The 14,267-nt window shown below is 60.5% G+C and carries 16 protein-coding genes; all 16 read right to left on the bottom strand.

Translation table 11 applies throughout. The features are described from left to right. Positions 1-93 precede the first annotated feature (93 nt). Positions 94-4,032 carry a baseplate multidomain protein megatron gene (locus tag KX928_RS12200; RefSeq protein ID WP_219502573.1) on the bottom strand — a complete coding sequence of 1,313 codons (3,939 nt, stop codon included), beginning with the start codon at positions 4,030-4,032 and terminating at the stop codon, positions 94-96. Continuing rightward, positions 4,032-4,478: a C40 family peptidase gene (locus tag KX928_RS12195; RefSeq protein ID WP_219502570.1), complete on the bottom strand. Its 447-nt coding sequence runs from the start codon at positions 4,476-4,478 to the stop codon at positions 4,032-4,034. The genes KX928_RS12200 and KX928_RS12195 overlap by 1 nt, the downstream gene beginning before the upstream one ends. Then, positions 4,475-5,362, bottom strand: coding sequence for a phage/gene transfer agent baseplate hub protein (locus KX928_RS12190; protein WP_373274799.1), 888 nt, complete (start codon positions 5,360-5,362; stop codon positions 4,475-4,477). Before KX928_RS12190 ends, KX928_RS12195 begins: the two co-directional genes overlap by 4 nt. After that, on the bottom strand, positions 5,362-5,994 hold the full coding sequence (locus tag KX928_RS12185) for a DUF2460 domain-containing protein (protein WP_219502567.1): 633 nt from the start codon (positions 5,992-5,994) through the stop codon (positions 5,362-5,364). The genes KX928_RS12190 and KX928_RS12185 overlap by 1 nt, the downstream gene beginning before the upstream one ends. 18 nt (positions 5,995-6,012) lie before the next feature. After that, the gene (locus KX928_RS12180; protein WP_219502565.1) at positions 6,013-6,672 is read right to left on the bottom strand and encodes an RcGTA-type gene transfer agent tail tape measure protein; all 660 of its coding nucleotides are present in this window, start codon (positions 6,670-6,672) and stop codon (positions 6,013-6,015) included. Beyond that, positions 6,662-6,871 carry a rcc01693 family protein gene (locus KX928_RS12175; protein ID WP_219502561.1) on the bottom strand — a complete coding sequence of 70 codons (210 nt, stop codon included), beginning with the start codon at positions 6,869-6,871 and terminating at the stop codon, positions 6,662-6,664. Before KX928_RS12175 ends, KX928_RS12180 begins: the two co-directional genes overlap by 11 nt. Next, positions 6,868-7,185 carry a gene transfer agent family protein gene (locus KX928_RS12170; protein WP_219502558.1) on the bottom strand — a complete coding sequence of 106 codons (318 nt, stop codon included), beginning with the start codon at positions 7,183-7,185 and terminating at the stop codon, positions 6,868-6,870. The genes KX928_RS12175 and KX928_RS12170 overlap by 4 nt, the downstream gene beginning before the upstream one ends. A gap of 2 nt (positions 7,186-7,187) precedes the next feature. Continuing rightward, positions 7,188-7,601: a phage major tail protein, TP901-1 family gene (locus tag KX928_RS12165; protein ID WP_219502555.1), complete on the bottom strand. Its 414-nt coding sequence runs from the start codon at positions 7,599-7,601 to the stop codon at positions 7,188-7,190. A 30-nt stretch (positions 7,602-7,631) separates the two neighbouring features. Beyond that, positions 7,632-8,042 (bottom strand): DUF3168 domain-containing protein, encoded by a 411-nt coding sequence (locus KX928_RS12160; protein ID WP_219502552.1) that lies wholly within the window; start codon positions 8,040-8,042, stop codon positions 7,632-7,634. Then, a complete protein-coding gene (locus KX928_RS12155; protein WP_219502549.1) occupies positions 8,039-8,377 on the bottom strand; it encodes a phage head closure protein in 339 nt (112 codons plus the stop codon). The genes KX928_RS12160 and KX928_RS12155 overlap by 4 nt, the downstream gene beginning before the upstream one ends. Further along, entirely contained in the window at positions 8,374-8,973 is a 600-nt protein-coding gene (locus KX928_RS12150) for a head-tail connector protein (RefSeq protein WP_219502545.1), read from the bottom strand. The genes KX928_RS12155 and KX928_RS12150 overlap by 4 nt, the downstream gene beginning before the upstream one ends. A gap of 163 nt (positions 8,974-9,136) precedes the next feature. Further along, positions 9,137-10,315 (bottom strand): phage major capsid protein, encoded by a 1,179-nt coding sequence (locus tag KX928_RS12145; RefSeq protein ID WP_219502534.1) that lies wholly within the window; start codon positions 10,313-10,315, stop codon positions 9,137-9,139. A gap of 68 nt (positions 10,316-10,383) precedes the next feature. Continuing rightward, positions 10,384-10,941, bottom strand: coding sequence for an HK97 family phage prohead protease (locus tag KX928_RS12140; protein ID WP_219502530.1), 558 nt, complete (start codon positions 10,939-10,941; stop codon positions 10,384-10,386). Between the two features lie 38 nt (positions 10,942-10,979). Beyond that, positions 10,980-11,201: a GTA head formation protein, RCAP_rcc01685 family gene (locus KX928_RS12135; RefSeq protein WP_219502527.1), complete on the bottom strand. Its 222-nt coding sequence runs from the start codon at positions 11,199-11,201 to the stop codon at positions 10,980-10,982. Further along, positions 11,194-12,372 carry a phage portal protein gene (locus tag KX928_RS12130; RefSeq protein ID WP_219502524.1) on the bottom strand — a complete coding sequence of 393 codons (1,179 nt, stop codon included), beginning with the start codon at positions 12,370-12,372 and terminating at the stop codon, positions 11,194-11,196. Before KX928_RS12130 ends, KX928_RS12135 begins: the two co-directional genes overlap by 8 nt. Before the next feature lie 114 nt (positions 12,373-12,486). Beyond that, positions 12,487-13,857, bottom strand: coding sequence for a DNA-packaging protein (locus KX928_RS12125; RefSeq protein ID WP_219503809.1), 1,371 nt, complete (start codon positions 13,855-13,857; stop codon positions 12,487-12,489). Between the last annotated feature and the right edge of the window lie 410 nt (positions 13,858-14,267).

Below are 14,267 nucleotides of genomic sequence, written 5' to 3'. Positions count from 1 at the left end.
CCCATCATTCCGATTTGAAATGACATCCCTAAACCCGCCGAATCTCACGCATATCGCGCCCCAAGGTGACCAGTCCAGCCCCTGAAGGGGCTGCTAAACCCCCATTTCAAATCGACGTGACAATCCCAGCCCATATGCCGCGGATACCTGCCCGACCTCGATCGTGAAAGGTTCAGACATGCTGTCCTCAAGCTGGTTTGCAAGCGAGTAATGCCATTTCGGCTGTGCGACCGAGACTTCTCGAACGGTCACGCCATCCTTGATAATCCGAACGACATAGGCTTCGCTTTCCTCGCCAAGGGGTATTTCGGGTACGTCCCAACTGTCCCCGTCCACCCGTGTGCGCCTGATCCAATCGATCACAACTGTGCCATCATCCGCGCGCTTGGCCCGCAGATGGGCTGGCGCGTATGGCCGTAACCCGTTCCCGTCGAACGCATGCGTTTCCTGAATATAGGAGGCGTCATCAACTGGACGGCGTGCTGGTCCGATCCGGTATGTTTGCGCCACACGTCGCAGGTTGCGGCTCAAGTCCATCTGTTCCGGAAGTCCGTTCAAAAGCACGAACCAGGAATCCGCGGGCCATACATCAGGCATGATACCTTCGGTACCAAGCTGGCCGCGCAGACGATTTGTCAGCCGATAGGTGTTTTCGGCCACCAGTTCAGCGTCCGTGAACTGAAAGACCTCCCAATTGTTTGGATGCCCGTCGCCAATAGCCGCGAGATTAGCGCCGCTCAGGACCGCTCGGATGTCGACGGAACTCAGCGTGCCACTGCTGAGTTTCACTTCAAGAGCTGCGCCGCGATCCAGACGGCCTGATGGCGCCGAGACAATTTCAGTTTGCGTTTTACCGATAATGGAGCGGGCGGAGAATTGACTGAGCAGCTTGAAGTCGCTCTCCTGCGGAGAAGTGTAAAGAGCCACCGATCCGGGCCAGGGCTGTGCGGTAATGGCCACATGTGGCGCATAGGGGTTTTCATCCCCCGTGATAAGCGGCAAATCCAGAAACAGCGGGAGGACAGGTACCGCCGGTACGACCGGGCGCGCCGTAGGAACCTCATCATCCATACCGGAGGGTGTGTAGATGTCCGGTTCGATCCGGACTGCCTCAACGATCTGCAGCATGCCCTGCTCGACGCGGTCTATTCGATACAGCGCCTTTCCTTCGGCCTGTTCCCCATTCAAGGCCACAACATCGCCTGCGCCCATCGTCAGACAGGATGGAGGAAGCGCAAATCGAATGGCGTCGCGAGCCACCCGGGCCTCGGTGAGCCATCGCTCCGCGACCTGCCGCCCTTCCACGCGCGTCAGCGCGATGGGCATTTCGGAGGTTGACACGGCATGTGTTTGCTCATCTGCAAGAACCGCTTCCTCCGCCAGGACATCAAATTCGGCATCGGCCTGGACGAACCTTAGCCTCACCCGCCCGGCCATTTCGGCCTGCGCCGCTCGTGTTTGCTCAACCGCGCCATCAAGCTCGGTGCTCAAAGCCAATACTGCGCGATCAAGAGTGACTGCGCCACGGCCGTCACGCATCTTGAAAATCAGCTTTCCATCCCGCTCAATCGCATCGAAGGAGTATCGCAACATCAGCGGCTGCAGTGAGGCACGCGCATCATTCACGTCATCTACCAGATATCCGCGTACCGTCCCGTACAACTGGCTCGTATCGACATCTGTCAAACCGGCTTTTGCACAGACTTCGGCGACAACCGATGCAAGTGATCGGGCCGACGTGCGCCCGTTCAGCCAATGACCACGACCATAGTTTTCTGAATCGCTCCACAAACTCGAAGTATTCGGAAAGTAGGGGTACGGGCGTGCGTCCCAAGCCCATACGAACGCGCGGTCCATATCCACCATGGGACCAGCATATACCGATGACACCGGATTATTTGCCGGATCACCCCAATATGAGGCCATGGTCCGCAGGTATTGCGCCTGCATGAAGTCGTCTCGCGCCCCATTCGAGTATTTCGGCAGGCTGCTTTCAGATGATTTCGCATCCAGAAACTTGTTGGGTTCGTTGGTGCCCTTGTCGATCGCGGCGCAGCCCATTTCCGTAAACCAAACCGGTTTTGAGCCCGGTACCCATGGCGATGCTGTCGGTGATCTCTGCCCGGCGACACGGTCGTGATGCGGGTTTGACCACCAGTTGCGAATGTCTTTGTAACGGTAGATCCATGGTTCGTTGTGTGCCTGATCCTCGATCGGTGTGCGTATCTGATTGTTCCGCGCATCGTCTGACGCATAATACCAATCATAACCTTCACCGCCAGCCACATTGCCCCGCAGGTAATCCAGATCGTAAATGGTTCCTGCATCGACATCGAGGTGGTCGTCACCGTCACGCCAGTCCGAGATCGGCATGTAGTTGTCTATGCCGATGAAATCGATATTGGCGTCCGCCCAGAGCGGATCGAGGTGAAAGTAGCGATCGTTTGATCCATCCTGTGGCTGGTAGCCAAAGTATTCGCTCCAATCGGCAGCGTAGCTGATCTTGGTACCTGCGCCCAGAACTGCACGCACCTCACCAGCAAGAGCCCTCAGGCGCTCAACAGCCACAAAACTGTTTCCCGGGCCTCTGATCTGAGTCAGTCCTCGCATCTCGGAACTGATGCAAAACGCTTCGACGCCACCTGCGAGCTTGCACAAAGCGGCGTAGTGCAGCACGAAACGCGACAGGGTCCATTCCTGAGGGCCGCTGTAACTCACCACACCGCCGGCCGTTGAGTAATCTGCAGCGGTGGCAGACCCGAAAAAAGCATCAACTTCGGTCGTGGCCGCTGCGCTGCCATCCGGCGACCCGTCAACACCGGGCGCAACAGACAAGGTAATCCTACCACGCCAGGGAAGCCGGGGTTGCATTTCTTCCGGGGCGTAGGGGTTCGGCAGCATGTTGTCGGAAAGCTGATCCATCAGAATGAACGGATAGAACATCACTTTCTTGCCTGCGGCGTGCATCGCCTGAATGGCTTGAATGACAGATTGATCCGTCGGTGTTCCCCCGTAAATCGGACGGCCATTCTCTTGCACCATGGCCTGCGCGGAAGCGCGTGTCAGCCCGGCAACGGTCCATGGCATGTTCTCGCCTTCGTACTGCTTTTTCTCAACCTTGGGGCGCACGCTGCAATTGCCGCACCGAAGATCGTTGCCAAACCACGACACGACCAGCGAGGCAGCCTGACAGTTCGGCAATTCTTCCACCAGCGCCTCCAGCGAGACACAGAAATCCGGCTTTTCGGCTGGCGTGTTGACGTTAGCGCTCCATCTGCTGCCCGGTCCATTTGTGTAGTGGACCGGTGTGGTCGCCAAGGAATATTCACCCGTGCCGGGGATCAATGCAACGCTGCGAATGCCGTAGGTCAATGACTGATCTGCATCCGCCTCACCGATCTGTTCGGGCCGCGACACCTCGAATGAAAACTGCGGCACACGGTTTCCGAACCGCTCCAGATCGAGGTTCTCGATGACCGCATATGCCGTGCCGCGATAGGCCGGAACCATTCCAGTGCCTTCAATGGCCTCCATCACCGGATCAGGCAGTTGCTCGGCACTTCCCTTGTAAATCCGCAAATTCAAATCATCCGGGGCAATCTCTTCGCCGTTTGCCCAGATGCGTCCAACACGGGTGATTTCACCCTCGCATATCGCAACAGCCAGATTGACGGTATACGAGTATTTCCGTGTCTGCGGCTGGCTGGGCGCACCTTTGCCACCACCGCCGCCACCACCGCTTACGGTGACAGTCTCCTGAAAATCAGATGCCCAGATGACCTGACCGCCAAGCCTCATGCGGCCGTAGACCTGCGAGATCACCTCCCCCTCGCCAACACTGGAAATCCGGAACCGGTCGACCTGACCGGTGGTCACCACATCGGATCCCTGCCCCAGAAGTCTCTGGTCGATCATCTTGCCAACCGTCGCACCAACCGCGCGGCCGATGACAGCGGTGGAAAGACCTGCGACCGATCCCCCGATGGAACCACCAACAGCCGCGCCAACCGCGGAAAGTACTATCGTTGCCATCAGGTGGCCTCCTCAGGAAATTGAAACCGTGCAACAATGCGACGCCGCCAAGGCAGGCTCAGCGAGCTCTCCTTAACCCCGTGACCGGAATACGCGTGCAGAAAACTGGCATCCGCGCCAATGCGGCCCGCCACGCCCAGATGCTTGGCGACGGCGCCAGCGCGCATCCGAAACAGCAATACATCGCCCGCATCCTCGTCGTTGAGATCCTTCGCGACCAGATGCCGCAAGGCGGCCTCCCACAGTTTCTCTTCTCCCTGTGGCTCGGACCAATCGTAAGAATAGGCTGGTATCTCTTCTGGCTCGCCATCGTATAAAGCGCGCCAGATTCCGCGCAACAAACCAAGGCAATCGGTGCCTGCCCCCCTCACCGAGGATTGATGAACATAAGGCGTCCCAATCCAGGCACGCGCTTCCTGAACGATTTTCTGTGAAAATTCCGTCATCTGCGACTACCGCCTGTGTTTGCACTGGTCGACTTTGGTACGGCCATCATCCAGTCTTCTCCGGGAACATCCGGAAATCCCTGAAAATTCGCGAGGTTCGAAAACTTCAGACGGCATGTTTCGCTGCGCTTGTCACAACCGGCGATCAACCGAACGTTGGTACCGCCGGAAATCGCGCTGCGGATTGGCTCCCACAACTCGATGATGCGCTTTGATCCGTCGAAACGATCATGCTTGATCATGCCCCAAAGTCCCGCGGGATCGCCGCTAAGCACTTCAAGCCGCCCGCGTGAAAACCAACCCGCGTCGAAGCCTGAGAAGTTATCCCACGTGAAAATGCGCGACTGGGTCACGCCTTCAACGGGCAAATCAATGAAATTCCCCGGTGCATTCAGATCCACGCCGCAGGATGTGTCGCCCAGAACGGCGGTGCAGGGTTTTTGGTATACGCGACCCAACGGGCGGTTCAGTGCTTCGGTCAGCCCCCGCAGCTCGGCCTGAAAACCTCCGTCGGCCCGCCGCAGCTCTCCGATCATGCCACGAAACTGCAACCAGCGCTGCGAGACATCCTGCCAGTTCACCAACCATGCCTCGACCTGTGCCTCATCGAACCGGCCCTGCTCAATCTCGTCTTCGCGGATTGACAGGTCGCTCAGCGCGCCAAGTGCTTCGGTGTTGTCAACGGACAGCCCGGTACTCTGCGCCAATGACAGGGCGGTCAAGCCGGTATCGGCCCTGAAGGTGACCCCTTCAAACTCCAGATCACGGTCGTGATCCGTGAAACCCAGGACCACGCCGTCCTTGCGCGTGATCGACCACGCATGCGCGACGGTTGTCAGCCCGCTCGCCAGATGGGCCTGAAGGCCCGCATCCATCTCGGCCATCAGATACGCACCTCCACGATCGGAACATTAGGCACTTCGCCGGCCTGAAAGCTTGCAATGCTGGTCTGAATGCGATCCGTGTCAAAGCGCACCGGCACATCGAATTCGAAACCGGCAGTGACCGTCGCACCCGCTTGAGGCGCATTTGCAAAAGTGACCAGCCCGGACGTCAGGTCGACGGAAAACTCGACAGTGTCGGTCAGTTCAACATCCGCTACGCCAACGCGAACGGTTCCCGAAACAGGTTTCGTGATGGGCCGCACATAGCTATACGCACCGGAGTCGTAGGTTTTGAGCAACTGAAATTCGGACTTGACCCCATCGCCCGTGCCGATTTCCTGGTCGAAGGCTGTGATATCCAACGATGGTTTGCTTGATCGGTAGTCGGACCAGTCCTTCCAGCGGAACGCGAAAAGCTGCCCGTATCGTGCTTCGAAAAAGGCAATCATTGTCTCGATATCGTCGAGCGACCGCATACCCATGCCAGCATCATAGCGACGACGCGAATGCGCCCAGGGCGAATTGCGCTCCTCGTATCCATTGCTGATGGTGACAACATCCGTGCGCCGCTCCGGGCCGCCCACGGATCCAAAACTCAATGTTGCCGGAAATCTGACTTCGTGAAACTGCATCTGTTGCTCCCCTCAATGTTACCGATTGCGCTGACCGCGGCCCAAGGCCCGCGACATCTGGGCCGCGATCTGACCCTGGCTGCGCTGGAACCCCTGAACGTCGGGTGTGGTGATATTCATGACCACCGTCTGGCCACCACCACCGGCACCCCGCACGCCCAGTTTGCCGTCCGGGCCACGCGCCAAGGGCATGATGGCCTCGGGGCCCGCCTCGCCCATGATCCCCATGCCGCCCCGCATGCCAAAGGGCGTGGCGCCGCTGACAATCCCACCGGTGGCGAAAGGCATCACGCGCCCTTGGCTGAAAGGCGCCCCATCGGCGAATGGCAGGATATTACCCACCAGCCCATCGACCCCCTGTGCCAGCAGACCGCCTACGTGTTTCGTCACCGGGCTGATGGCCGCGTTGTAAGCGGTGTTGACCATGCTGTCGGCCAGCGTATGCAGTGCATCCGACAAGTTCAGACCATCGAACACCACACCGTCAAAGGCACGCCGCAAGCCACGGCTCAGGCCCCGTTCCAAAACAGCGATGTCCCGGCCCGTCGCCTCCAGCGACGACTTCATGCGCCGTAGCTCGCTGTCAAATCCGGTCACCAGAACGCTGGTTTGTGCAAGGGTATCGTTAAGCCCGTCAGCACGCGCCTCGAAATCATCAAAGCTGCTATCATCTGTCATTGAGCTCATCCTCATTTTCATTGTCCGGGTAGGCCGCCATCAGGGCTTCGAGGCCACTGGTCAACAAGGGTCCGGATTGCGCGGGATCTCCCACGATCAACTGGAATTCCGCAGGTGTCAGTTCCCAGAAGGCCTCTGGCGACAATCCGCAACCGCGAAACGCCACCCGCATCAGGGCCGGCCAGTCAAGGCTGCTCATGTGCCATGAACCGTGAAGGCTCGCGCCAGCAATTCCGCCGCCGCTTTCGCTGCAGCGATCGGCCCCCCGGTGATGTCTGCATGGTAGAGAGCATCGGCCTCCACCCCGCATTTACCACCGCGCAAACCGGCGTGCAGCAGATCCAGCACATCCTGGCTGGTGAAACTGCTGCTTTCGAAACGTTCGACCAAAGCCATCAGGGATTTCTCCTCCAGCGAGGCTTCCAGTTCTGCAAGCGCACCGAGTGTCAGGCGCATCACATGCGTCTGACCGTCGATCTCCAAGGCCACATCGCCCCTCCAGGGATTTGCCATTGTCAGATCGCCGTGAAGCTCAGTGAACCCGCGCTGGCAAGTGACAACTCGTAGGTCGCCTCACCGTTGTGGCTGCCGCCGTATTCGATCGCGGTGACCTGAAATGGCCCCTCCACGATACCGAAATCCGGGATCACAACCTGGAACTGCGGCGCTTCACCGTCGAAGAACAACTGCCGGGCGCGTTCATCGGTGTCCGCGTCACGGAAGACACCGGAACCGCTGATCGACACCGACCGCACACCGGCGCCTGACAGCAACTCGCGCCAACCACCCTGGCTTTCAAGGCTTGTCACATCAATGGTTTCGGCGTTGAAGCTCACCCGCGTGGCCCGTAGACCTGCCAGCGTCGTGAACGCTCCCGTGTTTGTCATATCGACCTTGATCAAAAGGTCTTTTCCGTTCTGAGCACCCATGGGTTGTCTCCTGTTTGAAATCAAAAAATGTTATTGGTCTTCGACTCTGGCGCGAAATCGCAGCCGGATTTCCCGACCGGCGTTCTTGTCGATCCGCCGCGCGTCCGCGCGCGAAAAGCGCAAGTAAACAAGACGGCCACGGCTCAACACGAGATCCGCATCGTGCAAAACGTCCGAGATAGCGGCGGCGACGTCCTTGGCACCGGCAAATCCCGGTTGCGTCGTTATCACCGAGATGTCGATGATATGCAGCGCGCCATCGCCGGTCTGATCAGAGGCGTCTTTCACCTGTTCGCGGCCCAAGCTCACGTAGGTTTCGGGCATCGTACCGGTTGGTACAGCATCGTAAATGTCACCCCCGATCAGGCCCGTCAGCGTCAGGTCGGTTGTCAAGACATCGTAGATGGCGGCCTGAAGCGCGCCCGACATGGCATAACTCATACCGCGATCTCCTCGGTGGCAAAGCAGGTGATGAAACGCCCGTCCGCGTCTTCTTCAGCCACTGCCTGAATGACGAACAGCCGCTCGCCTTCCCGAAACCGCTGCTCCGGCTTGGGGCGATCAGGCGCTCCGAAAGGCGCTCCGCGCACAACAATTCTGTAGCTCATGGCAGACACGGGAGCACCGGATTGCGCGGTCTCCCGACCGGTCCGCGCCGACACCTGTGCCCACAGGGTGCCGAGCGGCTGCCAGTCCTCGACGTAGCCACCGGCCCCATCGGCGATCTTGACAGGTGTCTCAAGCACCAGTTTGCGATTCAGACGTGGGGCGTTCATCGGTTTGCCCCCGGTCCCATCCGCAACACCTTGTAACGCTCGATCAGGCTGGAGACGCCAAACGGCATGCATCCATCGCTCAGGGATGTCTCGTGGCGGTATTCGTAGTAGTGCGACGCCAGAAGCAACACGGCCTGACGCAGGTCGGCGGGCAAATCACTCCAGGTCAGCCCATACCCTGCCTCGAACTCCACCAATGCAGAGCCACCTTGCGGGATCACCGGCAAACAGGCGCCAACCGATCGCAGGCGCGGGCGCTGGCTGTCGCGTTCAAGCCAGTATTGTGCCGCGTCTATCTCGGCCTGGGATCCGTCTCTTGCGACGGTCCAGACGTGGTTCACCACCGATACCGGCGCAACAGGCAAAACCTGTGCATCGCGGTCCCGCCAAAAGGTCAACGACCAGCTGAAAGGGCGAGTCATCAGGACTTTTCCCGTACGCGCTTCGACGGCCGCCATCGCGGCGCGTAGAAAACCGCTTAAAACCTCGTCTTGCGCACTCTCGTTGCCAAAGCTGGTTCCCAGCCGCAGGTGCGCTTTGAATTCCTCGACGGGCAATGCCGCATCCGGCACCGTCGTCTCTTCAATCAACATCATGGAATGTCTCCAAATTCTTGCCCCCGTGGACATGGGAGCCGGGCACGCGCCCATCCGCATTGCTCGGTCGGAGGGGAGCAGCTAGACAACGCAAATGATGCCGGCGCGCACCCGGCCCCGGCGCACGGGGCACAGGCCCCGGCGCCGGTATCGTCACCTCCGCTTAGGAAGTGCCGAATTTCAGCAGTTTGATGGCGGAAAAGTCGCTTACATCACCGCCGACCCGCTTCGTGGCATAAAACAGCACATGCGGCTTGGCGCTGAAGGGGTCCCGCAGAACACGCAGATCAGGGCGTTCCGCGATGGTGTAGCCGTTTGCGAAATCACCAAAGGCGATGGCCGTCGCATCAAGGCCCGCATCGGGCATGTCCTCGGCGATCAGAACGGGGTATCCCATCAGCCGTGCAGGCTCAGCCGCCGCAAGACCGTCCGACCACAGGAAGCGACCGTCGTTGTCCTTCAGCTTGCGCACCAGACCAGCCGTCTTGGAATTCATCACGAAGGTCGCGTTGGCGCGGTACTCCGCTCCCAGCGCATAGACCAGATCAATGATGGAATCCGCCGTGACATCGCCGGCAAGGCCCGTCGGCACATAGCCCAGGTTGCCCCAGGTCCAGACATCGTTGTCCACCGTGGCATGTGTCAGGAACCCCATGGGTTTGTCGATCCCGTCGCCGTTGACGAAGGCCGCGGCTTCTGCGCGGGCAAACTTGTCGGCAATACGGCTTGCCAGCCAGTTCTCGATATCAAAGGCGCTGTCGTCAAGCAGCCGCTGGGACGCCTTCGGCAGAGCGCTCAGCTCGTGCAGCGGGATGGTGATACGATCAAGCTGCGGCGTGTCGGTTTCCGTGGTCGCGCCTGTCTCGGTCGCCCAGCCTGCACCGACATCGGTGTGATCGACCAGAACGTCATAGGAAGTTGCTTCAACGTTGACCACCGCCGCGATGGCGCGGATTGAGGCCGTCGCCTTAAGCACCGAATTCACGGCGTCCGACGTCTGCGGGTCGACAAGGTAGCCGCCGTCCGAGTTGACTGCGGTCGAAAGGGATTTCGCGTCCATCTCAAGCCCGCGCAGGCCGTCATCATCCCCCGAACGCAGGTATGCGTTGAAGGCCTTCTGGTGTGGCGCGCCAGCTTCGATGGCGCCGCCAAGAGGGGTACGTTGGGGGGAGTGTGTCTTACGGTCCAGCATGGTCAGTCGCTCTTCTGTTTGTTGAAGTTTTGTTTCAATGTCGGTTTGGAAGCTTTTGAAATCAGTGACAAAGCCGGTTACGGCTTGTCTGACGTCCTCAGCGGGGGACAAACCTTCCCCGCCCGCCGCCTTGCGTTCGGTCTTGCTCATTGGCAGTTCCTCAATGTGATAGATTGATGGGCGCGGCACGTGCGCACGCCCGGGACGACAGGTGCGCGTTAGCGGCGCGCCAGATCAGCGCGCGCGCCTGCAAAGGCGGCCGCCATGTCACGCAGATGGCGGTCAAGGTCGGTGTCCTCCGACTTGCCCGCAACCCGCGCACTGGGCAGCATTGGAAACGTCACCAGCGACACCTCCCAAAGCTCCAGTTCGGTCAAGAGCCGCTGGCCCTTGGAATTCTTCGTGGCCTTGCGGGTGCGATACCCGATCGACAGCCCGTCGATGGCGCCCGCCTCGATCAGCGCAGCGGCTTCGCGGCCCTTGGCCACACTGTCCAGCAACCGGCCCTTGACCCAAAGGCCCCGGGCGTCCTCGCGGACGTCGTCCCAGATCCCAATCGGTTGCGTGGGGTCATGCTGCCAGAGCATCTTGACCTTGGTGCCCTTGGCATTCAAGGACGCCAGCGATGCGCCATAGGCACCGGCCGCCACGACATCATTGCCCTGATCGACGGCCCCGAAAAGGCTGGCGTAGCCGCTGATGACGCAGCCTTCCTCCACCTCAAGCGCTTCGCCGAAACGGGCGAACTTGCGTTCCAGCCCTGTGTCGAAGTCCATGGCCTCTCTCCTCATGTTTGATGTTATCATCTGTTCTGTCACGGCACGGCCACCAGCACGGACTGCAAAGCCTCACCCAGGATCATCGCGACGATCCCGTAAACGGTCAGCCACAGTCTTTTCTCCAGCCGCTCCATCATCTCCTCGACCCGGTCGAGCCGCCGGATCAGGTTTTCATGCTGGATCTGCGAGACCCGTTCATGGGCCTGCAGCCGCAGGCCCGGCGCGCATTCAAACCGCTCCACCCTCGGATCACTCATCCGCACTCACCGCCGGCAAGCCCAAGAGCGCCCGTTTCTCCGCCTGGCTCAGGAAATCCGCCTGCGCGACCCGGTTCCACTGGGCATCGCGTTCTGCCGCCAGTGCAGGTACCTGGTCCAGATCGGGCTTCAGGGTCAGCTGTTCGCCGGTGTACTGCGCGATCCAGTTGGCCAGTGCCGCAGTGACCCGGGTGACCAGCGGCAGTACCGTCAAGCGGTAGAACGCGCGATGCGCCTCCTGGTAGTTCGCGTAGGTCGCATCGCCCTGTATCCCCAGCAGCATCGGCGGCACACCGAAGGCCAGCGCGATCTCGCGCGCGGCAGCCTCCTTGGTTTTCTGAAATTCCATGTCCGAGGGCGAAAACCCCATGGGTTTCCAGTCCAATCCGCCTTCCAGCAGCATCGGGCGTCCCGCGTTACGCGCGCCCTGATGATGGCTCTCCATTTCACTGACCAGACGTTCGTATTGGTCGGTGTTCATCGTGCCTTGCCCCTCGGCGCCCCGGTACACGATGGCGCCCGACGGGCGTGCCGCGTTGTCCAGCAGCGCCTTGGACCAGCGGCTGGCGGAGTTATGCACGTCCACCGCCATCGCCGCCGCCTGCATCGGGCTGAACCCGTAGTGATCATCCTGCGGGTGAAAGCTCTTGATATGGCATACCGGCGTCTGCGCGCCCGTCGCATCGAACCGGTGCTTGCGCCCGCCAACAGCGTATTCATAGGCGATGGGCCAGCCATCGCTTCCCGGTACCACACTCATGCGATCTGATCGCAGCACGTGCAATTCAACGGGCAGCGCGCTTTCCGCGGCCACGGCCTCGACGTATCCATTGCCGGTCAGCAGAAGCTGCGCGTAAAGCGCCTCCAGCAATTCCGCACGCCCCTGCATCGGGTTGGGGCGCGACACCAGGTCAATGAAGGGGTGTGTTTCGTACCGTTGTTCGGCATCCTGCAGCACCAGAGGCAAGGCGGCCGCCGCTTCCGCGATTAGCTTCACCGACCGGAAGCCAACCGGATTGCCGGAAAATCCTGTGCGCGTCAGCGAGACAGCATCCCGCGGGCTCCACGCCACCCGCCCCGAAGACTGGTAGGCCACGACCGGCCCGGTGGCGCTCGCCTTCTGCTCCGGCACCTCCATCGGCACACCGCGCTTTAGAAAGTCAAAAACCATGTCGTTTGCTCCTCGATTAATGTGCCGGCGCGCCAAAGCAGTCGGCGCGACCGCATTCGCCGCACCGATTTCTGATCATTCGCCAAAGTGTTAAGTGTTACGGGGTCCGCGCTCTCAGAGCGACCGCACCCGCGGGGCCCGCCACTTTGCGGCGGGTTCAATCATCAGTTCATGCAAGGCCCAGACTAGGGCGTCGACCCGATCCGGGGAGCCCTTGCCTTCGTAACCCTGTAGCGTCATCCGGCACATCTGGTCTTCCAGATCCTCAAGGCCCGGCATGTGCCGCACCCGCCCCTGCTCGTAGAGCGCCGCAACCGGTTCTGCCCGTGCGACCTTGCCGCGGCTGGCATGTACCCCTTTGTAGGGGACCAGCGGATCGACCTGCCGGATCACTTCGGCCACCATCTGGCCGCCCTGGTTGACTTCAGCCACCAGCCGGTCCGCGCCGAACTGCTCCATCGCCGCAATCGCGGCCTGCGCCCATCCGGCGGGCGATGCCCCTGTCACGGTGCAATCGGCCAAAACCACGGCCCGCCAGTCCTGCGGTGCACCCGCTGTCTTGACCCCTGCCACGATGATCCCGCACTCGTCAGAGTCCGAACCGCCTGTGGTTGCCGGGTCCACCGCCACAACGATGCGGTCCAGTTCCGGCGCTTCGCGCACCCGGCACTGCTCGATACCCGATGATGTCCACAACGCGCCCTCCGCGTCTTCCAGCAAGACACCGTCCAGTTCCTGACGTCCCAGCCGCGTGCCCTTGTACCGCGCCCGCACCTCCTCCAGAAACGACGCGGCCAGGTTGGCCGCATTGGCTTCGGTCGGTGCCTGCGTCAGAACCGTCGATGGCGATTTCAGCAGGGCTTTCAGCACCCCGACATTCCGCGGCGTGGTCGTAACGCAAACCTGCGGCTTGTCCCCCAGCCGCAAGGCGAACTGCAACATGTCCCATGTGCTCTCCGCCTTTTTCCACTTCGCCAGTTCGTCAACCCAGGCAGCATCGAACTGCGGCCCGCGCAACCCTTCAGGGTCGAAGGCGGAATGCACCGAGGCCACGGCCCCATTGGGCCAGACCAGGCGCTTGCGCCCCGCTTCCCAGTCGGGCCGTCTGTCCGGTGGCGAACAGGCCAGAATACCGCTGTCGCCGAATATCATCACTTCGCGGACCTGATCGATGGTCTCGCCTACAAGGGCCACGCGTCTTGCACGCCCCTCATCCGTTGGTTTCGCTCCCTCGACCTGCGCGCGCACCCACTCCGCGCCTGCCCGTGTCTTCCCCGCACCGCGTCCCCCCATGATCACCCACGCGCGCCAGTCTCCCTCTGGCGGCAGCTGATGTTCCATGGCCCAGAACTCGAACAAATAAGGGAGAGCCAGAAGCTCTCCCTCGTTCAGGTCATTGAGAAATGTCTCTTGTAGGTCGCGTGCAGCGGAGCCGAGCCAGCTTGCACCCAATCTCAGCCCGTGCTCTTTCGAGATCGAGGGCATAGCCCCCGCGGGCGATACCTGCGTGTTTGCTGCGGCATTCGACAAGGCGGTTCTCCACTTTCTGGCAGGTCTCAAGTAGCGACACGGCTTGTGTCACGGTCTTGTTGCCCTGCACTGTCTGCTCACCATCCGTTGCGCGGACCCGTTCTTTCAGGTCTTCAAGTTCTTTACGCAAATCCTTGATGGAACCGATGACCGAATTCAGAAGGTCTTCGGTTTGCGACTCTACGAGCTCTGGGGTTATCAAAGTCATTCAGGTGTCTACCTCTCATGCGCGTAGTCTCCGCACGAGAGAAACGAAAAAACGACCCGGCGGGATCACTCCCGGGGTCGTCTGCCCACTTCTTCTAGCATGTCACAAGTTATACGTGTGTCCGTTCGCAAAGTCAAGAGAATTCGAGGCAAGCAAA

This window comes from Roseobacter insulae (assembly GCF_019375555.1).
Taxonomy (GTDB): domain Bacteria; phylum Pseudomonadota; class Alphaproteobacteria; order Rhodobacterales; family Rhodobacteraceae; genus Roseobacter; species Roseobacter insulae.
This window is presented reverse-complemented; position numbering and strand designations above follow the sequence as displayed.